At 72.8% G+C, this 25,897-nt stretch carries 23 protein-coding genes and 1 tRNA gene; 4 read left to right on the forward strand and 20 right to left on the reverse strand.

The features are described 5' to 3' along the window. From GQS09_RS15820 to GQS09_RS15860, 9 genes are all read right to left on the reverse strand, one after another. The coding region (locus GQS09_RS15820) for an SCO3242 family prenyltransferase (protein WP_165986722.1) at positions 1-579 on the reverse strand (579 nt) is incomplete at its 3' end. 148 nt (positions 580-727) lie between these two features. After that, a complete protein-coding gene (locus GQS09_RS15825; RefSeq protein WP_313896157.1) occupies positions 728-1,921 on the reverse strand; it encodes an inositol-3-phosphate synthase in 1,194 nt (397 codons plus the stop codon). Between the two features lie 225 nt (positions 1,922-2,146). Then, positions 2,147-4,288, reverse strand: coding sequence for a PQQ-dependent sugar dehydrogenase (locus GQS09_RS15830; RefSeq protein WP_165986724.1), 2,142 nt, complete (start codon positions 4,286-4,288; stop codon positions 2,147-2,149). A gap of 240 nt (positions 4,289-4,528) precedes the next feature. Next, on the reverse strand, positions 4,529-5,485 hold the full coding sequence (locus GQS09_RS15835; protein ID WP_165986725.1) for a sugar phosphate isomerase/epimerase: 957 nt from the start codon (positions 5,483-5,485) through the stop codon (positions 4,529-4,531). Positions 5,486-5,607: 122 nt separating this feature from the next. Continuing rightward, entirely contained in the window at positions 5,608-6,618 is a 1,011-nt protein-coding gene (locus GQS09_RS15840; protein ID WP_165986726.1) for a sugar phosphate isomerase/epimerase, read from the reverse strand. Further along, positions 6,615-7,952 carry a Gfo/Idh/MocA family protein gene (locus GQS09_RS15845; RefSeq protein WP_399552525.1) on the reverse strand — a complete coding sequence of 446 codons (1,338 nt, stop codon included), beginning with the start codon at positions 7,950-7,952 and terminating at the stop codon, positions 6,615-6,617. Before GQS09_RS15845 ends, GQS09_RS15840 begins: the two co-directional genes overlap by 4 nt. Before the next feature lie 46 nt (positions 7,953-7,998). Then, the gene (locus GQS09_RS15850) at positions 7,999-9,066 is read right to left on the reverse strand and encodes a substrate-binding domain-containing protein (protein WP_165986727.1); all 1,068 of its coding nucleotides are present in this window, start codon (positions 9,064-9,066) and stop codon (positions 7,999-8,001) included. Between the two features lie 100 nt (positions 9,067-9,166). Next, positions 9,167-10,234, reverse strand: a complete 1,068-nt coding sequence (locus GQS09_RS15855; protein WP_399552528.1) for an ABC transporter permease — start codon at positions 10,232-10,234, stop codon at positions 9,167-9,169. A 56-nt stretch (positions 10,235-10,290) separates the two neighbouring features. Continuing rightward, positions 10,291-11,778 carry a sugar ABC transporter ATP-binding protein gene (locus GQS09_RS15860; RefSeq protein ID WP_165986741.1) on the reverse strand — a complete coding sequence of 496 codons (1,488 nt, stop codon included), beginning with the start codon at positions 11,776-11,778 and terminating at the stop codon, positions 10,291-10,293. Between the two features lie 215 nt (positions 11,779-11,993). Between GQS09_RS15860 and GQS09_RS15865 the strand changes: the two genes are divergently transcribed. Further along, positions 11,994-13,196 carry an ROK family transcriptional regulator gene (locus tag GQS09_RS15865; RefSeq protein WP_165986728.1) on the forward strand — a complete coding sequence of 401 codons (1,203 nt, stop codon included), beginning with the start codon at positions 11,994-11,996 and terminating at the stop codon, positions 13,194-13,196. Positions 13,197-13,229: 33 nt separating this feature from the next. Here the strand turns inward: GQS09_RS15865 and GQS09_RS15870 are convergent. After that, positions 13,230-13,306, reverse strand: a tRNA-Met gene (locus GQS09_RS15870). Between the two features lie 212 nt (positions 13,307-13,518). Further along, entirely contained in the window at positions 13,519-16,383 is a 2,865-nt protein-coding gene (locus GQS09_RS15875; RefSeq protein WP_399552526.1) for a UPF0182 family protein, read from the reverse strand. Between the two features lie 347 nt (positions 16,384-16,730). Here GQS09_RS15875 and GQS09_RS15880 point away from each other — a divergent pair, with 347 nt between their 5' ends. After that, positions 16,731-17,345, forward strand: a complete 615-nt coding sequence (locus tag GQS09_RS15880; protein ID WP_165986729.1) for a PPA1309 family protein — start codon at positions 16,731-16,733, stop codon at positions 17,343-17,345. A gap of 86 nt (positions 17,346-17,431) precedes the next feature. Here the strand turns inward: GQS09_RS15880 and GQS09_RS15885 are convergent, their stop codons facing one another. The 4 genes from GQS09_RS15885 to GQS09_RS15900 form a co-directional block, all read right to left on the reverse strand. Further along, positions 17,432-18,532, reverse strand: a complete 1,101-nt coding sequence (locus tag GQS09_RS15885; protein WP_165986730.1) for a PDZ domain-containing protein — start codon at positions 18,530-18,532, stop codon at positions 17,432-17,434. A gap of 25 nt (positions 18,533-18,557) precedes the next feature. After that, positions 18,558-18,761, reverse strand: coding sequence for a hypothetical protein (locus GQS09_RS15890; protein WP_165986731.1), 204 nt, complete (start codon positions 18,759-18,761; stop codon positions 18,558-18,560). A gap of 215 nt (positions 18,762-18,976) precedes the next feature. Next, positions 18,977-19,438: a molybdenum cofactor biosynthesis protein MoaE gene (locus GQS09_RS15895; RefSeq protein WP_165986732.1), complete on the reverse strand. Its 462-nt coding sequence runs from the start codon at positions 19,436-19,438 to the stop codon at positions 18,977-18,979. A 94-nt stretch (positions 19,439-19,532) separates the two neighbouring features. Next, positions 19,533-20,645, reverse strand: coding sequence for an NAD-dependent epimerase/dehydratase family protein (locus tag GQS09_RS15900; RefSeq protein WP_165986733.1), 1,113 nt, complete (start codon positions 20,643-20,645; stop codon positions 19,533-19,535). A gap of 355 nt (positions 20,646-21,000) precedes the next feature. Between GQS09_RS15900 and GQS09_RS15905 the strand changes: the two genes are divergently transcribed. Then, complete coding sequence (locus tag GQS09_RS15905; protein ID WP_165986734.1) at positions 21,001-22,482, forward strand: zinc-dependent metalloprotease; 1,482 nt, start codon at positions 21,001-21,003, stop codon at positions 22,480-22,482. A 38-nt stretch (positions 22,483-22,520) separates the two neighbouring features. After that, positions 22,521-23,075, forward strand: a complete 555-nt coding sequence (locus tag GQS09_RS15910) for an NUDIX hydrolase (protein ID WP_207957886.1) — start codon at positions 22,521-22,523, stop codon at positions 23,073-23,075. A 72-nt stretch (positions 23,076-23,147) separates the two neighbouring features. On the opposite strand, the gene GQS09_RS15915 is transcribed toward GQS09_RS15910, so the two are convergent. The 5 genes from GQS09_RS15915 to GQS09_RS15935 form a co-directional block, all read right to left on the reverse strand. Continuing rightward, positions 23,148-23,771 carry a M48 family metallopeptidase gene (locus tag GQS09_RS15915; RefSeq protein ID WP_165986735.1) on the reverse strand — a complete coding sequence of 208 codons (624 nt, stop codon included), beginning with the start codon at positions 23,769-23,771 and terminating at the stop codon, positions 23,148-23,150. 200 nt (positions 23,772-23,971) lie between these two features. Further along, complete coding sequence (locus GQS09_RS31000) at positions 23,972-24,154, reverse strand: hypothetical protein (RefSeq protein WP_399552527.1); 183 nt, start codon at positions 24,152-24,154, stop codon at positions 23,972-23,974. A gap of 167 nt (positions 24,155-24,321) precedes the next feature. Further along, on the reverse strand, positions 24,322-24,636 hold the full coding sequence (locus GQS09_RS15925; protein ID WP_243761459.1) for a WhiB family transcriptional regulator: 315 nt from the start codon (positions 24,634-24,636) through the stop codon (positions 24,322-24,324). Positions 24,637-24,824: 188 nt separating this feature from the next. Next, a complete protein-coding gene (locus GQS09_RS15930; RefSeq protein ID WP_313896159.1) occupies positions 24,825-25,169 on the reverse strand; it encodes a hypothetical protein in 345 nt (114 codons plus the stop codon). A gap of 205 nt (positions 25,170-25,374) precedes the next feature. Continuing rightward, positions 25,375-25,897: HRDC domain-containing protein (locus tag GQS09_RS15935; protein WP_207957887.1), on the reverse strand; the 523-nt coding region annotated here is incomplete at its 5' end.

Here is a 25,897-nt window from a genome sequence, read left to right on the forward strand (position 1 = left end):
CGCGGCGGCGCCGGTGGCCAGCAGTGCGGCGCGGCCCGCCCGGTGGTCGGCGCCGTGCACTTCTCCCCTGCTCAGCACGGTGACCCCGGCGGTGTGCCCGGCCACGGCCAGCGCGGGCAGGGCCGCCCGGCGGGCCTGCCCTCCGGCGCCGAGCAGTACGTCCAGCCCGCGGGCAAGGGCCATCACGGCCGGTCCGGCGGGGGTCTTCTTGGCCAGCAGGTCGTAGGTCCAGACGGTGGCGGCCAGCGGGGCCGCCACGCGCAGCGCCGGGCGGCCGCCCGCGGCGGCGGCGATCCCGAGGCCGGCGCCGGTCAGCCCGGCGGCCACGGCCAGGGCCTCACCGGGCGTGACCCGGCCGGACGGGACCGGCCGCTCGGGACGTTCCGCCGCGTCCAGGTCACGGTCGGCCCAGTCGTTCAGCGCCATGCCGGCCAGATAGAAGCAGGCCGAGGCCAGCGGCATGGCCCAGCTCCGCCGCCGGTACGGCCAGCCGGCCGCCGCGCCGCCCGCCAGGGTGTCCCCGGGCACGGTCAGCGCGGCGGGCAGCCGGACCAGTTCGATCGCGTCGCGCCACCTCACCGGCCCGCCTCCCCGCGGGCCCGGCGGATGCCGCTCCGCGAGGGGCGGAGGCGGGCCCGTCCCTTCGGCGCCGGCCGCGGCGGGCACGGGCCGGACGAGGCCGGGACCAGGACCGGAGCCGGGGCCGGGGCCGGGGCCGGGGCCGGGGTCATCGGGCCGGCTCCCCGGACGCGGCGGCGCCACCCGCCAGGGTGGTGCCGGCCCACTCGGTCAGTGCCCGCCACTGGCCCGCCAGATCGTGGACAGCGGTGCCGGCCGGGTCCTTGAAGAAGAAGCCGAGCGGCGCCAGCGGCCCGGCCTCGCCCACCTCCGCGGCGCGGGCGGTGAGCCGCACCAGGTCCAGGACCAGCGGCGCGGCCAGCGCCGAGTCGCAGCCGTGCCAGGTGAACTGCATGGACATCCGGGTGCCGAGGAAGCCCTCGAAGGAGATCAGGTCCCAGGCGGTCTTCCAGTCGCCGAGGTCGGGAACGTAGTCGATGTGCATGGGCCCGGCCACCGGCCCGCCCAGGATGGCCTCCAGTCCCTGCCCCTTGGTGCGGGTCTTGCTCACCGCGTTGGCCGGGTCGGCCAGGGTCCGGCCGTCGCCGCCGCCCAGCAGATTGACCGAGGTCCAGGACCGCACGGCCAGCGCACGGGTGGCGAACATGGGGGCCAGCGCCGTCTTGATCAGGGTCTCCCCGGTCTTGCCGTCCGAGCCCGCCCAGGGCAGGCCCTGCCGCTCGGCGAGGGCGGTGAGCGCGGGCAGCCGCGGCCCGGGGCTGGGGGTGAAGGCGACCACGGGACAGCCGGCGCGGAACGCGGCGTAGGCGTAGAGGGAGCTGAGCGGCAGCGGGGAGGCCCCGGCGTCCAGGGCCGCTTCGAGCCGTTCCGGGTCGTCCAGTCCGGGAGCCGAAACGGCGGGCGGTTCGGTGCTGGAGAGGTCGACGACGATCACCCGGTCGAGGCCGTGCCGGTCGCGGAAGGCGGTGATGTCGTCCGCGATGCGGCGGGCGGCCGCCCGCTGGGTCTCCCCGCCGGGACCGGCGCCCGGCCGTATCCTCCGGTCGGCGTCGACGAGTTCACGCTCCAGGGAGCGGGCCAGTTCGCCGGGCAGCACGCCGCCCGCGGCGAGTTCCTCGGCCCGCTTGGGCAGCGGGTCGGTGGCGATGTCGTGTCCGCCGGTGAGGAGTTCACCGATGCCGGGCAGCCGGGCGGCGGCCAGTTCCGGCAGTTCGGTGACGCAGCCCACGGCCGGGGCCAGCCCGGCGCGCAGCGCGAGCGCGCCGGCCGTGGCGGTGGTGGCGACCGAGCCCCGGGCGCCGATGAACCATGCTCCGGTCCGTGGTGAAGGTGTGGGTGACACGCTGTCGGCCTTCCTGGTGCTGTGGGGGGCGGATGGGTGTCGGGCGGGCCGCGGGCGGCTCCGGACAACCGGGCGGGTGGAGCGGGTGGAGCGGGGTGGAGGGGTGGGGGCGGCCAGCCGGCCCGGCCGTGACGCCATGCGCCGTTCGCGCGTCACGGCCGGGCAGGGAGGCTCTCCGGGCACCCACGGACCCGGCGGCGGACCGCCCCCGGTCGGGCGGGACCGTCAGCTCACCGGGGTGAGGGTCACCTCGGCACTGCCGGCCAGCGAGGGCAGACCGTCGACACCCGGGTCACGATAGGTGGCGTTGAACACCCCGAAAAGGTTGTCCTCGGCCGGGTCGTGCCCCTGGGCGAGCGTGGTGGTGATCGTTCCGGTGCAGCCGGTCGCCGAGGACTGCGGGTGGCCGTGCGTGTCGTGGCCCAGGATGTAGGTCACGGTGAGCCGGGAGCAGTCGACCGGCTGGTCGTCGGTCACCCGGACCTCGAACGCCACCGTGTCGCCGAAGGAGAACTCCTGGCCCTGCACCGGGGTCACGAACTCCACCACCGGCACCTCGTTGCCGACCACGATCCGCACCTCGGCCGACGCCGACTTGCCGCGGTCGCGGCCGCCGAGGTCGGTCACCTTCAGGGTGGCGGTGAAGACGCCGTCCTCGGTGTAGGTGTGCACCGGGTTGCGCCGCCAGGAGTCGGTCCGGCCGTCGGAGTCGAAGTCCCAGGCGTACCGGAGCCGGTCGCCCTCGGCGTCCTCGGTGCCCTCGCCGGAGAACGCCACGGTCAGCGGTGCGGAGCCGCCCGCCACGTCCGCGGACGCCGCGGGCACCGGGGTGCGGTTGCCGTGCGGTCCGATCCAGTCGATCCGGGACAGGGCCGCCTCCGGGTTCTCCGAGAAGTAGCCCTTGCCGTACTCCAGCACGTACAGCGCGCCGTCCGGGCCGAACTCCATGTCCATCGGGCTGGACAGCGGCAGTCCGGGGAGCACGTCCTCGATGCCGGCCAGGGTGCCGTCCTCGGCGAGCGGGAAGCCCTTGATGTAGTCGCGGGTCCACTCGTAGAACAGCGGGACGCCGTCGTAGTACGCCGGCCAGGCGTTCGAGTGCTTCCGCGCGGTCTTCGGGTCGTAGTCGTAGGCCGGGCCGGCCATCGGGCCGACACCGCCTCTGCCCAGCTCGGGGAACTCGGCGGAGGTGACCGACGGGTACCACACGTCCGGCTGTTCCACCGGCGGCAGGTCGGTCAGGCCGGTGTTGTGGGGGGACTCGTTCTTCGGTGCGGCGCAGTCGAAGGCGCCCCGGCTGGTGCCGGTGGCGAAGTCCCAGTCCTGGTACGGCATGTCCGGGGTCACGCAGTACGGCCAGCCGTGGTTGCCGGAGTCCCGCGCCACCAGCCAGCGGCCGTGCCCGTTGGGCCCGCGCTGAGGGCTGGCGTTGCGGGCGTCCGGCGAGTAGTCCGCCACGTACAGCGCGTCGGTGTCCGGGTCGATCTCGATCCGGAACGGGTTGCGCAGGCCCATCAGGTAGATCTCCGGACGGGTGCCCGGGGTGCCCGGCTCGAAGAGGTTGCCCTCCGGGACGGTGTACGAGCCGTCCTCGCCCACCGTGATGCGGAGCACCTTGCCGCGCAGGTCGTTGGTGTTGGCCGAGGTGCGCTGCGCGTCGAAGGCCGGGTTGCGGTTCTCCCGCTCGTCGATCGGGGTGTAGCCGCCGGATTCGAACGGGTTGGTGTCGTCACCGGTGGACAGGTAGAGGTTGCCCGCGTTGTCGAAGACGATGTCCCCGCCGACATGGCAGCAGATGCCGCGGTCCTGCTCGACGTCGATGATGTGCTGCTCACTGGACAGGTCGAGGGTGTCGCCGTCGAGCTCGAAGCGGGAGAGCCGCAGCACGCCCTCGAAGGCCGCGAACTGTTCCGGGGTGCCGGTGTACGGCGCGTCGCCCTCGTTGACGCCGGGGGTGGACGGGTCGTCCACCGGGGTGTCCATGGGCGGCGAGTAGTAGAGGTAGATCCAGCGGTTCTTCCGGCCGTCGAAGCCGGGGTCGACGGCGACGCTCTGCAGGCCCTCCTCGTCGTGCAGGTAGACGTCGAGCTCGCCGGCCTGCTTGTTGATGCCGGTCTCCGGGTCGTGCAGCCACAGCTTTCCGGCCCGGGTGGTGTGCAGCACCCGGCCGTCCGGCAGGACCGCCAGGTCCATGGGCTCGCCCGGGGTGTCGTTCAGGACCACTTTCTGGAATTCTTCGGTGACCGGTGCGCCGGCCCCCGGGTCCGTGCCGTGGTCGTGGCCGTCGTGCGCCGCCGAAGTGGGCGGTACGGCCAGCAGCGCCGCCGCCACGACGGCGGCGGACGCTATGATGGAAGTTCTTCGCATGGCGACCCTCTCAGCGCATTTGTGCAGGTGGTGAGTGGTTCGTTGAGCATGCAGTCCGGTCCTCCCGGTGCCAGCGGGAGGAGCGGTGGCCCGGTCGGCGGCGGCGGGTGTCCGTCGCCGCCGACCGGGAGTGAAGGGGAGTGAAGGGCGAGGGCAGGGGCCGGGGCTGCTGCCTTTGGGCAGGGCCCGGTGCGCGGCCCCGCGGGGGCGGCCCGGGGGGGCCGCCGGGAGGGGCCGCGGTCAGCAGCGCAGGGTGCGCAGGTAGGAGTAGCCCACCTCGGCCGTCTGGAGGGGGGTGACGTCCGGGGTGTCGTTCTCGACGATGTACTCCTGCACGGAGTGCGCCCGGAAGATCCGCTTGAAGTCGATCATGCCGGTGCCGAGGTCCGCCATGTCGCCGTTGTGCTCGTGCCGGTCCTTGACGTGGTACTGGAGCACCCGCTGCGGGGCGCTGCGGATGACGTCGATGGTGAAGCCCTCGGGGTCGTCGCCGTGGCCGCTGTTGATGCCTCCGGTGACGGCCCAGTAGAGGTCCAGCTCCAGGTGGACCAGGCGCGGGTCGAGCTCGGAGGTGAGCACGTCCCAGGGGGTGGTGCCGCCGCCGAGGTCGATGGTGAACTCGTGGGCGTGGTTGTGGTAGCCGTAGCGCAGCCCGGCGGAGCGGGCCACGGCGGCCTCCTGGTTCATCTGCTCGGCCCAGCGCTGCCAGGCGGCCAGGCTGGTGGAGTTCAGCCAGGGCACGACCATGTAGCGCTGGCCCAGGGTCAGCGCGTTCTCGATCTTGGTTTCCAGCGCCTCCTGGCTGTTGCTGATGCCGTCGTGGCTGGAGGTGCAGGAGATGCCGAGGCTGTCGTAGAAGGACCGGAGCTGGGCGGCGCTGCGGCCGTAGTAGCCGGCCTGCTCCACCTTGGGGTAGCCGGCCCGGGCGATGGCCCGCAGGGTCTCGTCGAAGCCGGGCTGTCCGCCGAGGGCCGCGCGGACCGTGTAGAGCTGGATGCTGATCAGTCCGGGCGGCACGATGGGCCGGCCGGTGGGACGGCTGGTGGCGTGCGCGGCGGGTGCGGTCGCCACGCCGGCGGCGAGGGCGCCGGCGCCCACCACGCCGGCCAGGGCGCCGCGCAGCAGCGAACGGCGACCGGTCTGCCGCGCGGCGAGCGACTGCGTGAGCGCTCTCTCACCGTCGAATCCGTAACACATAACGGCTCCTGTCTGTGCATTCTGGTGCGAGGTGGTGCAGATGCAGCGGTGTGCAGGGGTGTGCAGGGGTGTCGGGTTGTGGAGGGATACGGCGCGGTGAGATGTGGGCTGTTGTGGGGGGTCTAGGACTGCGGCGTGGAGAACGCCGCGTCGAAGGAGGCGCTGGGCGGGTCGAACAGGTTGGCGCGGACATAGGCCAGCGCCTCGGGCGCGCCGTGCAGGCGGTCCATGCCGGCGTCCTCCCACTCCACCGAGACCGGGCCGCTGTAGCCGATGTGGTTGAGCACCCGGAAGCACTTCTCCCAGGGCACGTCGCCGCGTCCGGTGGAGACGAAGTCCCAGCCGCGCCGCGGATCGCCCCAGCCGAGGTGGGAACCGAGCCGCCCGTTGCGCCCGTTGCCGATGCTGCGCTTGGTGTCCTTGCAGTCCACGTGGTAGATGCGGTCCTTGAAGTCGAGCAGGAAGGCCGCCGGGTCGATGTCCTGCCAGACCATGTGGCTGGGGTCCCAGTTGAGCCCGAAGGACTCGCGGTGCCCGATGGCCTCCAGGGTCCGCACCGTGGACCAGTAGTCGTAGGCGATCTCCGAGGGGTGCACCTCCAGGGCGAAGCGCACCCCTTCGGCCTCGAAGACGTCCATGATCGGGTTCCACCGGTCGGCGAAGTCCTGGTAGCCGGCGTCGATCACGTCCTGCCCGACCGGCGGGAACATCGCCACGTACTTCCAGATCGCCGAGCCGGTGAAGCCGACCACGGTGTCCACGCCGAGCCGGGCGGCGGCGCGGGCGGTGAGCTTCATCTCCTCGGCGGCGCGCTGCCGCACCCCCTCCGGCTCGCCGTCGCCCCAGACCCGGTCCGAGACGATGGCCCGGTGCCGGTGGTCGATCGGGTCGTCGCAGACGGCCTGGCCCTTGAGGTGGTTGGAGATGGCCCAGACGCCCAGGCCGTGCTTGTCGAGGATGTCCTTGCGGGACCGGACGTACGCGTCGTCCTCGGCGGCCCGCCAGACGTCCAGATGGTCGCCCCAGCAGGCGATCTCCAGTCCGTCGTAGCCCCATTCGGCGGCCAGCCGGGCCACCTCCTCGAAGGGGAGGTCGGCCCACTGGCCGGTGAAGAGCGTAACCGGTCGGCTCATGACGCCACTTCCTCCTTCTGCTGCGCCTGCTGGCCCTGCTGTTGCTGCTGTTGCTGCTGTTGCTGCTGCCCGGCTGCCGCCGCGGCCGGGGGCGGGACCGGGGTCCAGGTGCTGCCGTTTCCGGCGCTGCTCTCCACGGCCTGGAGCACCCGCTGGACCTGGAGCCCCTCCTCGAAGGACGGCTCCGGGTCCCTGCCCTCGGCGATGGCGCTGAGCAGATCGACGCCCTGGTGGGTGAAGCCGTGCTCGTAGCCGAGGAGATGGCCCGGCGGCCACCAGGGGGCCAGATACGGGTGGTCCGGCTCGGTGACCAGGACCCGGGTGAAGCCCCGGGTGTCGCTTCCGCCGTCTCCGGTGTCCCCGTCCCGGCCGCCGGCCCGTCCGTCGTAGTAGTGCAGGACGTTCATGTCCTCGAAGTCGAAGGCCAGGCTGCCCTCCGAGCCGTTGAGCTCGATCCGGATCGCGTTCTTGCGGCCGGTGGCGAAGCGGGTGGCCTCATAGGTGGCCAGCGCCCCGGAGCCGAAGCGGCCCAGGAAGACGGCCGCGTCGTCCACCGTGACCCGGCCGGTGCCGGAGCCGTCCGCCAGCGGACGTTCGCCGACGAAGGTCTCGGTGAGCGCGCTGACGCCGGTGAGCGGCTCGCCGGTCAGGTACTGGGTCAGGTCCACGATGTGTGCGCCGATGTCGCCCAGTGCCCCCGATCCGGCCCGTTCCCGCTCCAGCCGCCAGCTCATCGGGATGGCCGGATCGTTCAGCCAGTCCTGGAGGTACTGGGCGCGGACGTGGCGCAGCCGGCCCAGCCGGCCCTCGGCCACCAGGCGGCGGGCCAGGACGATGGCCGGGACCCGCCGGTAGGTGAAGCCCACCATGGAGCGCACCCCCCGGGCCCGGGCCCGGGCCGCCGCCTCGGCCATGGCCTCCGCCTCGGCCACCGTGTTGGCCAGCGGCTTCTCGCACAGCACGTGCTTGCCGGCCTCCAGCGCCGCGATGGCGATCTCCGCATGGGTGTCACCCGGGGTGCAGATGTCGACCAGGCCGACGTCGTCCCGGGCGATCAGCGCCCGCCAGTCGGTCTCCACCGCCTGCCAGTCGAAGCGGCGCGCCATGTCGGCGGCGGCCTCCCGGTCGCGCCCGCCCAGCGCCGTCAGCCGCGGCGTGAGCGCCGGGTCGAAGAAGCTGCGGGCGTTGCGCCAGCCCTGGGAGTGGGCCATGCCCATGAAGGCGTAGCCGATCATGCCGATGCCGATTTCTTCCCGGCGGATCTCCGGCCCCCCGCCCGCTCCGGCCGCCGCCTTGGCGGCCGGGTTCCTGTCCGTTGTACCTATCGAGCTCATCGAGCCCTCCCTCGTCGGCGGATGTGCGCGCCCTGTCGGACTGCTGTCAGGACTCGAAGCCCAGCGGGAGGTACTCCTCCACGTTGTCCGCGTTCACCACGGGCGCGTTGAGCACGATCCGGCGCGGGACCTCGACCTGGACCAGGTCGGACATGCCCTTGCCCTGGGCGAGCAGCCGGGCCAGCCGGATGCCGTCGGCGGCCTGGGTCGGCGGGTAGAGGATGGTGGCCTCCATCTCGCCGTCCTGGATCCAGCGCATGGCGTTGGCCGAGCCGGCACCGCCGATGAAGAAGAACTCGTCGCGGTTGGCGTTGTCGAAAGCCGCCTTGACGCCGATCCCCTGGTCGTCGTCGTGGTTCCAGATGATGTCGATCTCCCGCACCGACTGGAGCAGGTTGGAGGTGACCGACTCGCCGGACTCCACGGTGAATTCGGCGGCCACCCGGTGGCCGACCTTGGCGCCGCAGGCGGCCAGCGCGTCGGCGAAGCCCTGGGACCGGTCCTGGGTGAGCTGCAGCGCGTCGATGCCGGCGATCTCGGCGATCATGGCGTCCGCGCCGAGGTTGTGCTCGCTGATCAGCTTGCAGGCGTAGGTGCCGGCCGAGATGCCCATGCCGTAGTTGTCGCCCAGGATGGTGGTGCGGGCGGCGAACTCGCTGGAGAACTCGCGGTCCACGTTCACCACCGGGATGCCGGCCTCCATCGCCTCGATGGCGATGTCGGTCAGGGCCGCTCCGTCCGTGGGCAGCAGCACGATCGCGTCCACACCCTGGTTGATAAAGGTCTCGATATGGCTCACCTGGGTGGACGGGTCGTTGGTGCCCTCGGCGACGCGCAGGTCGATGTCGGAGTACTTCTCGGCCTCGGCCTGGGCCGCGGCGTTGATGGCGGCCAGCCAGCCGTGGTCTGCCTCGGGTCCGGAGAAGCCGATGACCACGGTCTCGCCCGGGTCGTCGTTGGAGCTGGCGGCGTTCTGCTTGCCGTCGTCGGCGTCGTTGTCCTTGCTCTCGGCGGGGCTGTTGCTGGTGCAGGCGGCGGCCAGGCTCACCGCCGCCATGGCCACACCGACCCGGGTGAGCACGCGGAGGGAACGTCTGCCGGTGTTTTTGCGCATGGTGAACTCCTGTGGGTGTGCGAAGCGCTTTGCGGGCGGAAGAAGAGAAACGTTGCTCTGGAACTGTTCCGAGGCGCGCGGGCGGCCGGGGCGGCCCGCGCTAGGGAGTGCTGTTGCGGGCCGCGACGCGCTGCTGGAGCAGCACCGCCGCGACGATGATCAGCCCCTTGGCCACCGCCTGGGTGGAGCTGTCCAGGTTGTTGAGGGTGAAGACGTTGGTCAGCGTGGTGAAGATCAGCACGCCGAAGACGGTGCCGACGATGGTGCCCCGGCCGCCGCTGAGCAGGGTGCCGCCGATCACCACCGCGGCGATGGCGTCGAGTTCGTAGAAACCGCCGTGCGTGGAGGTGCCGGCGGAGGTGCGGGCCATCAGCATCACCGCGGCCACGCCGCAGGCAAGCCCCAGCAGCACATAGAGCATTGCGGTGTGCCGCTTGACATTGATGCCGGCCAGCCGGGCGGCCTCCGGGTTGCCGCCCACCGCCAGGGTGCGGCGGCCGAAAGCGGTGCGGTTGAGCAGCACCCAGCCGCCCGCCGCCACCAGGGCGAAGATGATCACCAGCACCGGAATGCCCAGCACCCGCCCGCCGAAGAAGTCCTTCAGCCCGCGATCGGCGATGACCTGGGTCTTCTTGCCCGAGATGACCTCGGCCAGGCCGCGGGCCCCGGCCAGCATCGCCAGAGTGACGATGAACGGCGCCATCCTGCCGTAGGCGATCAGCACACCGTTGACCAGTCCGCAGCCGGCACCGACCGCCAGGGCGGTGGTGACCATCACCGTCCAGTGGATGTCGGCGGCCATGGTCTGGGTGGACACGGTGGTGGCCCAGACGGTGGCCAGGGCCACGATCGCGCCCACCGAGAGGTCGATGCCGCCGCCGGTGATGACAAAGGTCATGCCCACGCTGATCACGCCGATGACCGAGGCCAGCCGGAGGATGGTCATCATGTTGTCGAAGTCGGCGAACCGGTCCCCGGCGGTGATGACGCCGATCAGGCAGAGCACCAGCAGGCCGATCACCAGGCCCAGGGAGCGCCCGAACGGCCCGGACATCAGCCCGGCGATCCGGGCACCCACCGTCGCTCCGGCGCCGCCCCCGGCCACCCCCGGGCCCTTGGCCGGGGATGCCGGGCTGTCCCCGGCGCCGTCCTGCACCGCGTCCGTCACGCCGTCGGCGGTCTCCTCGCCGCCGCCCTCCGGCACACCCGTTCTGGTCTGGGCACTCACGCCACATCTCCTTCCATGACCATGTCGAGCACCCGGTGCTCATCGATCTCATCGGCAGGACCGTCCGAGACGATCCGGCCGTCGGACACCACGAGCACCCGGTCGGAGAGGCCGATGACCTCCTCGATCTCGCTCGACACCAGGACCACGGCGATGCCCTGCCCGGCCAGGTCGCGGATCAGGTTGTAGATCTCGGACCGGGCGCCCACATCCACGCCCCGGGTCGGTTCGTCCAGCAGCAGCACCCGGCAGCCGCGCAGCAGCCAGCGGGCCAGCACCACCTTCTGCTGATTGCCTCCGGAGAGGGTGTTCACCGGCCGTTCCACTCCGGCCGGCCGGACGTCCAGCGACCGGACGTGCTCGGCCGCGGCCTCCCGCTCGGCGTCGCCGTCCAGGAATCCGTTGCGGGTGAAACGGGCCAGGCTGGCCAGGGTGATGTTGCGGTAGACGGGGTCGTGCAGCACCAGGGCCTGGCTCTTGCGCTCCTCCGGGCAGAAGCCGATGCCGGCCGCCATGGCGGCACCGACCCGGCCCGGGGGCAGCGGCCGGCCGCCGACCCGGACAGTGCCGGCACCCGGCTTGCGGGCGCCGTAGACGGTTTCCAGGATCTCGGAGCGGCCGGAGCCGACCAGACCGGCCAGACCGACGATCTCCCCGGGGCGGACCGCGAAGGAGATGCCGGTGAACTCCTTGCGGCGGGTCAGCCCGGTCACCTCCAGCACCGGCTCGGCGGCCGGGTCGGGGGCCGCCCCGCGCTCGGGGAAGACGTAGTCGATGGAACGGCCGGTCATCAGCCGGATGATGTCCGCGGTAGGGGTGGCCGCCACCTCCAGGCCGGTGGCCACCGTGCGGCCGTCCTTGAGCACGGTGATCCGGTCGCCGATCTCGCGGATCTCCTCCAGCCGGTGCGAGATGTAGACGATCGCGATGCCCTGGGCGGCCAGGTCGCGGATCACCCCGAACAGCCGGCCCACCTCCTCCTGGTCCAGCACGGCGGAGGGCTCGTCCATCACGATCAGCCGGGCGTCGTGGGAGAGGGCGCGGGCCATGGAGACGATCTGCTTGCCGGCGGCGGGGAGCCGGCCGACCTCCCTGGACGGGGACATCTCGGGGTGGCCCAGGCGGCGGAGCAGCGCCCGGGCGGCGGTGTTGGCCTCCGCCCGGGCGGTCAGGCCCCAGCGGGTGCGCTCGTGGCCGAGGAAGATGTTCTCCGCCACGGTCAGGCCGTCCACCAGGTCGAGCTCCTGGTAGATGGTGGCGATGCCGAGGTTCAGGGCGGCCTGCGGGTTGGGCAGCCGGACCTCCTCGCCCTGCCAGTGGATATGGCCCTCGTCGGGGTGGTGGGCCCCGGAGAGGGTCTTGATCAGGGTGGACTTGCCGGCGCCGTTCTGGCCGAGCAGGCAGTGCACCTCGCCGGCCGTCACATCCAGGTCGATGCCGTCCAGCGCCCGCACACCGGGGAACTGCTTGACGATGCCGCGCATCGTCAGCAGCGGCTGCGGACCGGTGCTGGTTCCCGACGGGCGGGACGTCTGAGTTGCGCCTGTCATGCGGGACAACGTAAGAGCACTTTTACCGGGGGTCAATACAAAGTCTCGCGCTTTTTGCTAGAAGGCAGGTTCGTACTGGGGGTAAGTTCCAGGCGTTGTACCGTTGAGCGACCGTTCACACACGGAAACCGGGAGAAAGGGCACAGCTCATGGCGGAGCGAACGTCGGAGAACGGCATGGTTGCGTCCGGACCCTCAGCCGGCACCGCCGTCCTGCTCCAGCTTGTGCGCGACGGCCGGCCGCGCACCCGGGCCGAACTCGCCGCCGAGTCCGGACTGGCCCGCTCCACCGTGGCCGAGCGGATCGACACCCTGCTCAGCTCCGGGCTGCTGCGCCACACCGACAAGGGCCGCTCCACCGGCGGGCGTCCGCCCTCGCTGTTCGCCTTCAACCCGGCCGCCCGGGTGGTGCTGGCCGCCGACATCGGGGCCACCCACCTCAAGGCGGCGCTCACCGATCTGTCCGGGCAGGTGCTGACCGAGCAGAACCGGGGCATCGACATCGCCGCCGGGCCGGACCCCGTCCTCGGGGAACTGTGCGCGCTCGGCGAGACCCTGCTGGGCGAGGTCGGGCGGACCCGGCGGGATCTGCTCGGCATCGGCATCGGCCTGCCCGGGCCGGTCGAGCATGCCTCCGGGCGGCCCACCAACCCGCCGATCATGCCCGGCTGGGACGGCTTCGACGTACCCGGCTACGTGCAGGAACGCCTCGGCGCCACCACCCTGGTGGACAACGACGTGAACATCATGGCGCTCGGCGAGCACCGCACCCACTGGACCGAGTGGCCGCACATGATCTTCGTCAAGGTGGCCACCGGCATCGGCAGCGGCCTGATCTGCGGCGGCCAGTTGCACCGCGGCTCCCAGGGCGTGGCCGGCGACATGGGCCACGTCCAGCTGCCGCACGGCGCCGAGGTGCCGTGCCGCTGCGGCAACGTCGGCTGCCTGGAGGCGGTGGCCAGCGGCGCGGCCCTGGCCGCCCGGCTGACCGGCCTGGGCTCCCCCTGCCGCAGCAGCGCGGATGTGGTGGGGCTGGCCCGCAGCGGCTCGGTCACCGCGCTGAAGCTGGTGCGGCAGGCCGGCCGGGACATCGGCGAGGTGCTGGCCACCGCGGTCAGCTTCTTCAACCCCTCGGTGATCGTGATCGGCGGGGCACTCTCCCAGGCCGGGGAGCACCTGATCGCCGGGGTGCGGGAGGTTGTCTACCAGCGCTCGCTGCCGCTGGCCACCCAGAACCTGCGGATCGTGCAGTCCCGCGCCGGGGAGCGGGCCGGCATCTACGGGGCGGCGCTGATGGTGGTGGAACACGCGCTGGCCCCGGCCCAGCTCGACGCCCTGCTCGTGGAGGACTGAAGGCCCCGGAGCCGTGGGCTCCGGGGCCTTCCGTGGTAGCGGGGACAGGATTTGAACCTGCGACCTCTGGGTTATGAGCCCAGCGAGCTACCGAGCTGCTCCACCCCGCGTCGAGGGTGCTCCTTCCGGGCATCTCCCCGGTCTCCGGCCGAAGGCCGTCAGCCCGGGTATTTCCGTCAGGAACACCACTACTGTACCACGGGTCGCAGCCGTGACGATCATCCGGCGCCGCCCGGCGGGCGGGTGCACGGATGGTGCCCCCGCCCGCCGGGCCGCCTGCCGGGCCGTCTGCCGCCCTGCCCGGACGGCTGCCCGGGACGGGCTACTCGGTGGGTTCCCCGGCCGGCTCGTCCTCCTCCTCGCGGTTCACCCCTTCCAGTTCGGCGATCCTCTCCATCGCCTGCCGCAGCCGCTCCTGGGCCTCGCCGTACGCCGCCCAGTCGCCCTCGGCCAGGGCCGTGTCGGCATCCTCCTGGGCCTGCAGGGCCTGCCCGATCAGATCGGCCAGCGTCTCCTCGGCCGGCGGCTCCTCGGGCTCCTCGCCCTCGGCCGGCGGCTCCTCCGGTTCCTCCGGCTCCTCCCCGCTCTCGGTGACACCGAACAGCACGTTCAGCGCCTGGTCGAGAGTGGGTTCGAAGGCCAGCTCCTCGCCGTAGGAGGCCAGCACCCGCTGCATCCGCGGATAGTTGGCGCCCGCGCCGCGCACATAGACCGGCTCCACATAGAGCAGGTCGTCACCGAGCGGCACGGTGAGCAGGTTCCCGTACTCGATCTCCGAGTCGCCGCGCCTGAGCAGGTTGATCCGCTCGGCGATCTCCGGTTCGGCGTTCCACCGGCTCTGCACCTGTTTGGGACCCGGAGTGGTGGTGTTGTTCGGCAGCGTGAGAATCCGCATCGTGCCGTAGTCGTCGCTGCCGGCATCGGCCACCACCGCCATGTACGCGGCCAGCGTGTCGCGGTCGCGCGGGTTGAAGGTGGTGGTCAGCGAGAACTCCCGCTGCTCCTGCCCGGGCATCCGCATGGACAGGTAGTAGGCCGGCACCGGGTTGCCCGGACGCGTCGGGTCGTCCGGCACCTGCCAGCGCTCACCGCCCGCGTAGAACAGGCTGGAGGAGTCCACGTGGTAGCGCTGGAGCAGCTCCCGCTGGACGTTGAACAGGTCCTGCGGGTACCGCAGATGCCCCATCAGCTCCTCGGAGATCTCGCTGCGCGGCTGCACCGTGTCCGGGAAGGCCTTCATCCAGGTCTGCAGGACCGGCTCGTCCTCCTCCCAGGCGTAGAGCTGCACGTCTCCGGAGTAGGCGTCGACCGTGGCCTTGACCGAGTTGCGGATGTAGTTGATCTGGTTCTGCTGGGCCAGCACCTGCCGCTCGGCGTCGGTCAGCGCGGTCTCGGTGGCCTGGTCCAGCACGGTGCGCGAGGAGTACGGGAAGCCGTTCGTCGTGGTGTAGGCGTCCACGATCCACAGCACCCGGCCGTCCACCACCGCCGGATAGGGGTCGCCGTCGATGGTCAGCCAGGGCGCCACCTCGCCGACCCGCTCCTTGGGCGTGCGCTTGTACATGATCCGCGAACCCTCGCCGATCGCCCCCGAGTAGAGGATCTGCGGCTCGCCCATGGTCAGCGCGTAGGCCGCCCGGCGCAGGTAGTTGTTCAGCCCGACACCGCCGTCGCCCTCGTAGCGGTAGTCGACCTCGCGGCCCGGCTCCGGCTCGTCCTCGGCCGGTGCCTCCTCCTGCTCGTCGCCGGTCGCCTCCTCGTCCGCGCCGGTGTCGCCGGCGATGTAGTCCAGCTCCAGCTGCGGGCCGCCGACGATGGACCAGCTGGTGGTCGCCTCGCCGAAGTAGATGCGCGGCTCGTACTCGCCGAGCTGGCCCTCCGGCGGCAGCTCCTTCTCGATGAAGACCGGGGTGCCGTTGTCCTGGATGTCGTCGCCCTCGGCCGCCACCACGCCGAAGCCGTGGGTGTAGCGGAACCGCTCGTTGATCCAGTTGCGGTCGGGCAGCCGGGCGGTGTTGATCTCCCGGACGCCGATCACCGTGTCCTGGTCGCCGTCGGCCGTGGGGTAGCGGTCCACGTCCAGGGTGTTGGCGAAGGCGTAGTAGCCGCGGATCTGCTGCAGCTGCTGGAACGCGGGCGAGATGACGTTCGGGTCCACCAGGCGGATGGAGGCCGTGGTGCTGACCGAGTCCCGCAACTGCTCGCGGTTCTCGTCGGTCACCTGGCCGGCCTGCTCCCGGCCGAACGGCTCCTGCTGCACATCGGCGATGCCGTACGCCTGCTTGGTGGCGTCCAGGTGCTTCTGGATGTACGGCGTCTCCTTGGCCTGCTCGTTCGGCTTGACCTGGAACTGCTGCACGATCGCCGGGTAGACGCCGCCGATCAGCACCGCGGAGAGCACCATCAGCCCCAGGCCGATCACCGGGAGCTGCCACAGCCGCCGCCACAGCGTGGCGAAGAACAGGGCCGCGCAGATGGCCGCGATGATGGTCAGGATCGTCTTGGCGGGCAGATAGGCGTTGGCGTCCACGTAGCGCAGACCCGTCCAGCCCTCGGCGTCCCGGAAGTCGCTGCTCTTCAGCGCCAGGCCGTACCGGTCCAGCCAGTAGGCCACCGCCTTCAGCGCCACGAACAGGCCGAGCAGCACCGACAGGTGTCCGGTGGCCGCGGCGGTCAGCCGGGAGCCCGGGGTGGACAGCCGCACCCCGCCGTACAGGTAGTGCGTCAGGGCGGCCGCGATCAGCGACAGCACGATGACCGCGAAGCCGAAGCCCAGGAGGAACCGGTAGAAAGGATAGTCAAAGGCGAAGAACGAGACATCCCGGTTGAACTGCGGGTCCCTGATGCCGAAGGACGTGCCGTTCACCCACTGCAGCCAGGTCCGCCACTGCCCGGAGGCCGAGGCCCCGGCGATCAGGCCGATCAGCAGCGAGACGCCCAGCAGCACCCACCTCTTGTAGGGCGCGATGGCCATCCGGTAGCGGTCGAGGTTCTGCTGCTCCATCGACATCGCCGACAGCGGCGGGCGCATCCGGTGCGCCAGCCAGATGTTGAAGCCGACCGCCAGCGTCATCAGCACGCCGAAGATCGCGAAGAGCAGGATCCTGGTCAGCAACTGGGTCCGGTAGACGCTGGTGTAGCCGACCGAGTCGAACCACAGCCAGTCGGTCCAGAACCCGGCGAACATCGCGAAAAGAATGGCGAGCCCCGCCAGGATCGCCGCGGTGATCAGCGCGGATTTGGCGCCCCTGGACGGGCGTCCGACGCTGAACCCGCGCCCTCCGGGGCCGCGCGGGCCGAAGGGGCCCCTGGGGCCTCTGGGTCCGTTCGGACCGTTGGGGCGACCCGAGCCCCGGTCCGGCATCTGGAAAGCCAAGGTGCGCCACCTCAAAAGTCGGAGCGGATAGCGTGCGTGTACTCGTGTGCGGACAGCCACGGGGAACCTGACGGACCCCGCCGGCCGCCCACTGAGACAACTTACTCAAGCTTTACTCAGTTCCCCTCCCAGGGGGGCGGGGCGGCACGATAGAGACCATGGACAATACCCACCTTGACCCCCGGGGCACGGGCCGCATGGACTCCGCGCCGCTCACCCGCGCCGTGCTCGACATCGACTCCTACGCGGCCGGCCTCGGCTGGGACCTGCCGGCCCGGCTGTTCGCCCTGGTCGACACCGTACGTCTGCGGGAGCACCAGCCCGAGCTGGCCGACCGGCTGGCCCCGGAGGGCACCGGCGGCGAGGCGGCGGGCGAGGCGCCCCCCGGCGATGCCTCCGGCCCCGCCTACACCCCCGTGGAGCAGGACGAACTGCCGCCGGACGTGCCGCTGGACGAATTCCTGGCCACCATCGCCTGGCCGGAGGCGGTGGACGGCTGCGCGCTCACCCTGGAGCGGCTGATGCTGCCGCCCGGGGCCGAGGCCGAGGTGCCGCAGGAACTGCGCGGCGAGGAGAACGCCGAGGCGCTCGGCGCCTGGGTGGCCGGGCACCCGCAGCGGCAGGAGGTGCGGATGACGGTGGGCGTGCTGCGCTCCGGTGCCCGGGAGGCGGCGATCCGGCTGCGCGCCAAGGACTCGGACCAGGAGGTGCTCACCGGGCGGGATCTGGTGCCGGGCCTGGCGGAGGCCCTGGCCGCCACCTTCGAGGAATGAGCGGGCCGCGGCGGGCGGCGGCCGGCGGGCCGCCGCCCGCCGGTCCGGCCCGGTCCGGCGGGGGACGGGCCGCGGGGTGCTGAGGGCTACCCGCGGCAGCGCGGAAGGGCGTCGGTGTCGCCGGTGCGGATGGACTCCAGCGCGGCCAGGGCGTCGTCCAGCGACTCCACCCGCACCACGGTCAGCCCGTCGGGCGGGTCCGCGGTGGCCGAGACGCAGTTGTCGGCGGGGGTGAGGAAGTACTCCGCGCCCTTCTCGCGGGCGGCGATGGTCTTCATGGTCACCCCGCCGATCGGGCCGACATTGCCGTTCTCGTCGATGGTGCCGGTACCGGCGACGAAGGTGCCGCCGGTCAGGTCCTCCTCGGTCAGCTTGTCGATCAGGCCCAGGGCGAACATCAGCCCGGCGCTGGGACCGCCGACGTCGGCCAGCTCGATGTCGATGTCGAACGGGAAGACGTAGCCGAGACCCACCTGGATGCCCACCAGCGCCCGGCCGTCGTCCTCGGCCGGGACGGTGGTCACCGTGACGTCCAGCCGCTTCCGCTCCTCCCCGCCGCCGTCCCGGCCGCCGTCGCCGCCGTCGTCGCCGTCATCGGGCTCGCGCTCGACCGTGAGCACCACGTCCTCGCCGGCCTCGTGCTCGGTGACCAGCCCGGCGACCTGCTCCTGCTCGGTGACCTTGGTGCCGTCCACCGCCACGATCACATCGCCGGCGTGCAGTTTGCCCTGGGCCGGGCCCCCCTTCACCACGGCCGAGACGATGATCTCGGTCTCCAGCTCGTAGCCCAGCTCGCGCAGCGCCGCCACCTTGGCCGTCTCCTGCGAGCGGCTGAACTCCTCGGCGTTCTGCTGCTCGACCTCGTCGGCCGAGCGCTCGTCCGGGTAGAGGGTCTCGTGCGGGATGACCGCGGCGTCCTGCGACAGCCAGCCCACCACCGCCTCGGCCAGGCTCATCCGGTAGTTGACCCCGGTGACCCGGACCGTCGTCATGTTGAGATGGCCGGAGGTCTCGTAGGTCCGCTCCCCCTCGATGCTGAGCACCGGGGAGCCGCGGTGGTCGCCCAGGGTGTTGACCGTCGGTCCCGGGGACATCTCCGCATAGGGCACCCGGATCAGCACCGCCGCGAACATGAGTCCTATGAGCAGCAGTCCGGAGGTCAGCAGGCTGGCTGAGCGGCGCGACATGCGTCGACAGTAAGGGATGCCGCGCTCAGCCGTCCGCCCGGGCGGCTTCCCGCATCCCGCCGGAGCGCTCCGACCGCTCCATGGCGGCCCGGAACGCCTCGTACCCGCGGACCCCGGCGGAGTCGTTGAACCCTTTGGTACCGGTATGACGACGGGTCGCCCAGGCGCTCCAGACGGCCGCCGCCACGGCTCCCGTCAACGGAATCAGCAACCACAACAATGCCGTCATAGCCACTCCCTTCCGTCCGGCACAGACAACGCTCGGACAGAGGAACGAGTTACGCAACCGGAGTGGTTCCGCCCCCGCCCGCCGAAATCGTCCCGAACCCGCCGCGGACGGCACGGCCGGGCGCGGCGCGGGCCCCGCCCGCCGGGCCGGGGGCGGTCCGGTCCGGGGCGGGCGGGGCGGGGCGGCACCCCGCACCGCCCCGGAGGGCCGCGCCGCTAGCCGCAGGCCCCCACCCACTCCTCCGTGCCGTCGTCGAAGGTCTGGTGCTTCCAGATGGGGACGGAGTGCTTGAGCTCGTCGATCAGTCTGCGGCAGGCGGCGAACGCCTCGGCACGGTGCGGGCAGGAGACCGCGACCACCACGGCCAGATCCCCCACCTTCAGCTCGCCGACCCGGTGCACCGCGGCCAGCGCCCGCACCGGGAACTCCCCGCCGACCGCCTCCGCGACCCGGCGCAGCTCCGCCTCGGCGCTCGGATGCGCCGCATAGGCCAGTGAGGTGACGGCCGCGCCCCGCTCGTGCCCGTCGTGATCGCGGACCGTGCCGACGAAGAGGGCGGTGCCGCCGGCGGCGTCATCGCCCACGGCGGAGAAGACCTCGTCCAGAGAGAGCGGGGTCTCCCGGACGGCCAGCAAACGGATGGGCGTCTCGCCCTGCGTGCCCTGCATGCTCCCCATGCTCTCTCATCCCACTGCCGGTCCGGCACCACGGGGGCCGGGCCCGGCCCCCGTGTCCCCGCCCCTTCCCGGAGGGGTCCGGGTCCCGTCCGGCCTAGCGCCGCCGCCGCCGGGCCCGGCGGACCAGGGCCGCGGTGCCGACCAGGGCCACCGTGGCGCCGGCCGCGCCCAGCGTGGTCGCCGCGTCCTTGCGGCCCAGCCGCCGCCCGGCCACGGTGTGCCGCCCGGCGGTCTCGGCCAGCAACGCGGTCAGCGCCTCCTCGTTGCTCCAGCGCGGACGCCAGCCCGCCTCGTGCAGCCGGCTGCCGCTCACCACCCACGGATGCATGGTGTACGCCAGGTCACCGGCCGGGGAGGGGGTCAGGCCCAGCCGGTGCAGCCGGGCCGCGGCGCCGAGCGCCACCGCCGCGGGCAGCTCCATCCGCCGCACGCCCGACAGCTCCTCCACCTCCTCCTGCTCCAGCCAGCCGTCGCAGCCCACCGCGGCCGGGCCGTCCAGCAGCCCCAGCGCCGCGTACTCCAGCGCCGAGACCAGGTCCTCCACATGGCAGAACTGCCAGCGGGGCCGCGAGCCGGCCACCACCAGCAGCCGCGGCGACTCGAAGTAGCGCGTCATGGCGGTGTCCGACTCGCCGCCCACCAGCACCGCCGGGCGCAGCACCGAGACCTGGAGGCCGGGGTGGGCGCGCGGCGCCCGCTCGGCCAGCCGCTCGATCTCCAGCAGGTCGCCGACGCAGCTCGCCTCGGCGGTGGCGCGCAGCTCGGCGTCCTCGGACAGCGGAACGTCGTTGTCCGGCAGCGCGCCGTAGACCATGGCCGAGGTGCACAGCACCACCCGGCGCACCCCGGCCGCCGCGGCGGCGGTGAGCACCGTCTGGGTGCCGCGGACGTTGTAGGCGCTGCGGGCGCCCGGGTCGGCCTCCAGGCTGAGATCGAGCGCCAGGTGGACCACCACGTCCACCGGGCGGCCGTCGCCGCGCAGCCGGTCGGCCAGGGCCGGGTCGCGGATGTCCAGGGTGTGCCACTCCACGCCCTCGGTGTCGCCCAGCCGCTCGTCCAGGGCGAGCACCCGCCGCACGTCCGGGAGGTCCTTCAGGCGTTCGGTGAACAGCGCGCCCACGCCGCTCGCGGCCCCGGTGACGGCGACGGTCAGCGGGGTGGCGGGGCCGTTTCGCGCTGCGCGAACGGTGGTCTCGGGGGAACTCACAGGACCTCTCCAGTGGTTGTTCCGGGTACGGCTGGCCATGGCTTCCGCCACGGGCCACGCCGCGGAGGAAGGGATGACGGGCTCGGACCATCCTGCCCGAGAGTGTCTAGGCTGGAGGTCCAAGGCCCCGGAACGCGGCGTTCCGGCCCCTGGCCGGAGCAGTGCGGCGGTACGGCGGAACAGTTGCGATGCGCCATCGGCCGGCGGCGTACCGCTTCCTCCGGCGGACCTCCCGGCGCGCCGCGCGTCCTGTCCCCCATGGTGTACGGCCCGGCCGGAGCATCCACCCGTTCACCGCCCGATTCAACCGTTTCCCCACTTCGACGACACATACGACACAGATCCGAGGATTCCCGTGAGTGAGACACCGTTCGGATTCGGCCTCCCGGAGGAACCGGAGGACGGTGAATCCGGCAAGAAGAAGGGCGGCGGCCCCGATCCGTCCCAGAACCCGCTGGGCGCGCTGTTCGGAGCCTTCGGCCAGGGCGGCCCGGCAGGCGCGCCGGGCTTCGGCACACAGGACCTGGGCGCGGCGTTCCAGCAGCTCGGCCAGATGCTCTCGCACGAGGGCGGCCCGGTGAACTGGGAGCTGGCCCGCAACATCGCCCGCCAGACCGTGGCGCAGGCCGCGCCGGGCGGCACCCGGGACGCCAGCGTCAGCGGCCCGGAGCGGGCACAGGTGGCGGAGGCGCTGCGGCTGGCCGACCACTGGCTGGACGAGGTGACCTCGCTGCCGTCGGGCAGCCACACGGCGGTGGCGTGGAGCCGCGCCGAGTGGGTCGAGGCCACGCTGCCGGTCTGGCAGGAGCTGGTGGACCCGATCGCCGAGCGGGTGGGCGGGGCCATGGGCGAGATCGTGCCGGAGGAGATGCGGGCCATGGCCGGCCCGCTGCTCGGGGTGATGCGCTCGATGGGCGGGGCCATGTTCGGCACCCAGATCGGGCAGGCGGTGGGCACCCTGGCCGGGGAGGTGGTCGGCTCGGCCGATGTCGGGCTGCCGCTGGGACCGCCCGGCAAGGCGGCGCTGCTGCCGGTGAACATGGCCGCGTTCGGCGAGGGGCTGGGCGTGCCGGACGAGGACGTGCGGCTCTACCTCGCCCTGCGGGAGGCCGCCCACCAGCGGCTGTTCGAGCACGTGCCGTGGCTGCGCGGGCACCTGACGGGTACCGTGGCCTCCTATGCCCGGGGCATCCAGGTGGACACCGCCAAGCTGGAGGACCTGGTCGGGCAGCTCGATCCCACCCGGCCGGAGGAGCTCCAGGAGAAGCTCCAGCAGGGCATGTTCCGGCCCGGCGAGACGCCGCAGCAGAAGGCCGCGCTGGCCCGGCTGGAGACGGCGCTGGCGCTGGTCGAGGGCTGGGTGGACACGGTGGTGCACGCGGCGGCCGGCTCGCGTCTGCCGTCCGCCGGGGCACTGCGCGAGACGCTGCGCCGGCGGCGGGCCTCGGGCGGCCCGGCGGAGCAGACCTTCGCGGCGCTGATCGGGCTGGAGCTGCGGCCCCGGCGGCTGCGGGACGCCGCCCGGCTGTGGGCGTCGCTGACCGACGCCCGCGGCCCGGAGGGGCGGGACGCGGTGTGGTCCCACCCGGACATGCTGCCCGGGCCGGAGGACCTGGACGATCCGGACGGCTTCGTGCACCGGGAGCACCCGGACTTCTCGGAGCTGGACCGGATGCTGGGCGACGCCGCGGGCGGCACCGGCCCGGGCCGGGCCGGGGAGGAACGGAGGGACGGGCCGCAGGACCGGGAAGGCCCTCAGGACCCCGGGGGCGCCAAGGGCCCCGGGGACAGCGGGGACAGCGGGGACAGCGGGGGCGAGGACGGCCGCCCGGCATGACCGAGCCCCTGACCGGTANGCGAGGACGGCCGCCCGGCATGACCGAGCCCCTGACCGGTACCGCGGGCGCGCTGCACCGGGACGCGGACCGGGTGCTTGCCGCCTGGTCCCCGTCCGACGCGGAACAGGAGGCGCTGCGCACGGCCTACCGCAGCCATCTGGCCGCGCATCCGGACGGCATGTGGCGCGAGTGCCGCGCCGGGCACCTCACGGCCAGCGCGCTGGTGATCGACCCGGCGCGGGAGCGGGTGCTGCTCACCCTGCACGGCAAGCTGCGGATGTGGCTCCAGATGGGAGGGCACTGCGAGCGGCCGGACACCATGCTGGCCTCGGTGGCGCTGCGCGAGGCCACCGAGGAGTCGGGCATCGCCGGGCTGCGTCTGCTGTCCGGCGGCCCGGTGGCCCTGGACCGGCACCGCACGCCCTGCGCCTGGCATCTGGACGTGCAGTACGCGGCGCTGGCCCCCGCGGACGCGGTGGAGCGGATCAGCGAGGAGTCGCTGGAGCTGCGCTGGTTCGGCTACCGGGAGGCCGGTGAGATCGCGGACGGCTCCGTGCGGCGGCTGATCGCCCGCACCCGGGCCCGGCTCTGACCCGGCCCTGGCCCGGCTCGGCGTCCGGTCCGGGGCGGGCCGGGGCGGGCCGCCCGCCGCGGGGCGGCCGGGCTACTCGGTGCGGGCGCCGGGCACGTAGGGCAGGCGTTCGGCGGCCACCACGCCCTCCAGGAAGCCGCGGGCGCGCTCGGTGCGCGGATAGGGCTCCAGCAGCCGCCAGAACCGCGGGCCGTGGCCGGGCACCAGCAGATGCGCGAGCTCGTGCAGCAGCACATAGTCCAGCACGTATTCGGGCATGCCCTGGAGACGGTGGGAAAGCCGGATGCTGCCCGCGGCCGGGGTGCAGGAGCCCCAGCGGGCGTCCTGATTGGTCACCCAGCGCACGCTCTCCGGGCGGGCACGGCCCTGGAGATAGCGGTCGGAGAGATCCGCGGCGCGCTGGGCGAGCTGGCCGTCGTCCAGGAACCGGCGGCTTTCCTGGGCCGCGAGTTTGTCCAGCATCACGGAGACCCAGCGGGCCTCCTCGTCCGCCGTCATCCGGGCGGGAAGGAGGACGACGGTGCGGTTGCCGTCGCGGTAGGCCGAGACGGTGCGGCGACGGCGGGCGCTCCGCCGCACTTCCACGGGGCCGCCGCCGGCAACCGGGCCGCCGGGGCGGCTTCCGTCCATCCGGCGCCCGCCCGCCGTGGTGAGGTGCTGTGGCGGGCCGGTGCTGTTCAGCGGGTCGGCGGGCACACATCGAAGTTACCCCCAGCCCAGGGGAAAAGTCGTGCTCCTGGACCACATGAGCGCGGAACCGCTGCCACCGGTGCGGTGGTGAGGCGACAGGAGTGAGCAGGTGCGGACCGGCCGGACGCGGAGCCGCGCCGCGCACGTCCCGCACCGGTGGTGCGCGAAGGCGCCGGGCGGCACGGGCCCGGCGCCTTCGCGGGAGTTCACTGCATGACCGCCACCGCCAGGGCCCGGCGGGCCCGGCGCGAGGCGCGTTCGGCGCGCCGCTGAAGGCGGCGGGAACGGCGCTCCAGGCGGGCCGCCAGCCCCAACTGGTAGGCGAGCCGTTGGGATTCGGCTTCCCTGGCCCGCTCCGTCATCTGGGAGCGGGCCATGATTTCTGGCATGAGTACCATCTTGCGGACCTCGTTCTGCTTGTGGCGCGCCTCGGGCGCGTTCGGAGAAGTGCTCATCGGCGTGGCTGCGGGGTCGGTTGCTGTCCTGGCTGTTCTGGCTGCCCTGGCTGTCCGTGTCACGGGGCCGTGCGGTGCCGGCCGGCCGATCGTCCCGACGTTCATGCCGTGACCGGGTTCTTGCGCGGGCGGCCACGCGGCCGCTTGCGGGGCACGACAACGCCCTGGACGAACAGCTCGCCGCCCCAGACGCCCCACGGCTCACGCCGCTCCTTGGCGCCCGCCAGGCAGGCCTCGCGCAGCGGGCAGGTCCGGCACAGGGACTTGGCGTACTCGACGTCCTCGGGGGACTCGGCGAAGAACACCTCGGGGTCGTAGCTGCGGCAGGGAACGCCGGTGTCGAGGCGGTCGATGGCCTCGTCGAGCTCGTTGAGCGTGAAGGACACGGAAGTCTCCGGATCAGGTGGTGAGTTCAGGTCGGGCGATGAGGGCGTTGATGCGAGTCGCACGGTGGTGAGTCCTCGTCTCGTCGTGTCGGTCAGTCCGGTGTGCCCGCTGCCTGCACCCGGCGTTCCTCCGGGCCCGGCCGATGCGGGAAAACCGAAGGGCCGCGGATCCCGATGGGGTTCCGCGGCCCTGGAAGGTGCCCGACCTGATCGCCTGATCAGGCTGGATCACTCCAGGGATTGAGCCCGCGGAGGGCCCACATCGAAGCGAGCTGCGTCTTCTGCTGTCCGAAAAGCTGGCTGCCGGCACCATTGGCCACGGCGTCATAGCGGAGGGTGTCCGCCTCCATGACCGCTGCTACCGCAGGTGCCTGGGCCGGTCGCACGGCGGCCCGCTCGACGATGCGCTCACGCATCGGGGCGAACGGACGGCGCACGGCAAAGCCTTCGGACACACCGGGACCGGTGGCAGGGCGAGCGCCGGGCAGGCAGGAGGCAAGGACTCCATGGCAGCCGGTCATTTTCGGCTGCGCCTGCACGGTGACATCGATCAGGTTGCTCACGGGTCTCGCCTCCTCTCGGCGTCTCGGGGACCTTGCCCGGCACTGCGGTTGTCGGTCCGGCATTGCGCACTTCAGTACAGCACGGCCCGGGAGGAAGGGGAACCCTGCCCCCGGCCGTGGGCAGCACGCTATGCGCATCTCTGTCGTGCGCGCAAACTATTTACGGGGGAATTTTCCGGAGCGCCGGCCACCGCTTGGGTGCCGGTCAGCCGGCGTCCTCCGGGGGGACGCCTTCCGGGTCGTCCCAGAAGCCGTCGAGCGGGTCCGGGCCGGGCCCGGCGGCGCCCGGGGCGCTGGGCCCGGCCCCGCCGTCCTCCCCGTCACCGTCGCCGTCCCCGGCGTCCGCCCCGCCGGAAACGGGCAGCTCACGCCCGGCACACAGGGCGAGGACCTCCTCGCCGAACTGGCGCAGCTTGTGCGGCCCGACCCCGGGGATGCGGGACAGCTCCCCCGTGGAGGAGGGCACATCCTCCGCGATGGCGATCAGGGTCACATCGGTGAAGACGGCATACGCCGGGCGGCCGAGCTCCCGGGCCCGCTCCAGCCGCCACGCCCGCAGCCGCTCGTACAGCTCCTCGTCCATGGCCGAGGGGCAGTCCGCGCAGCGGCGCAGCTTGAGCTCGGCGGCCTCGGTCAGGGTGGCGCCGCAGACCCGGCAGCGCGCCGGTTCCCGCTGCCGCCGCCGGCCGCCCGCGCCGCCGCCTCCCCGCTCGACGCCGCCGCTGCCG

This window comes from Streptomyces sp. YIM 98790 (genome assembly GCF_011421595.1).
Taxonomy (GTDB): Bacteria; Actinomycetota; Actinomycetes; order Streptomycetales; family Streptomycetaceae; genus Streptomyces.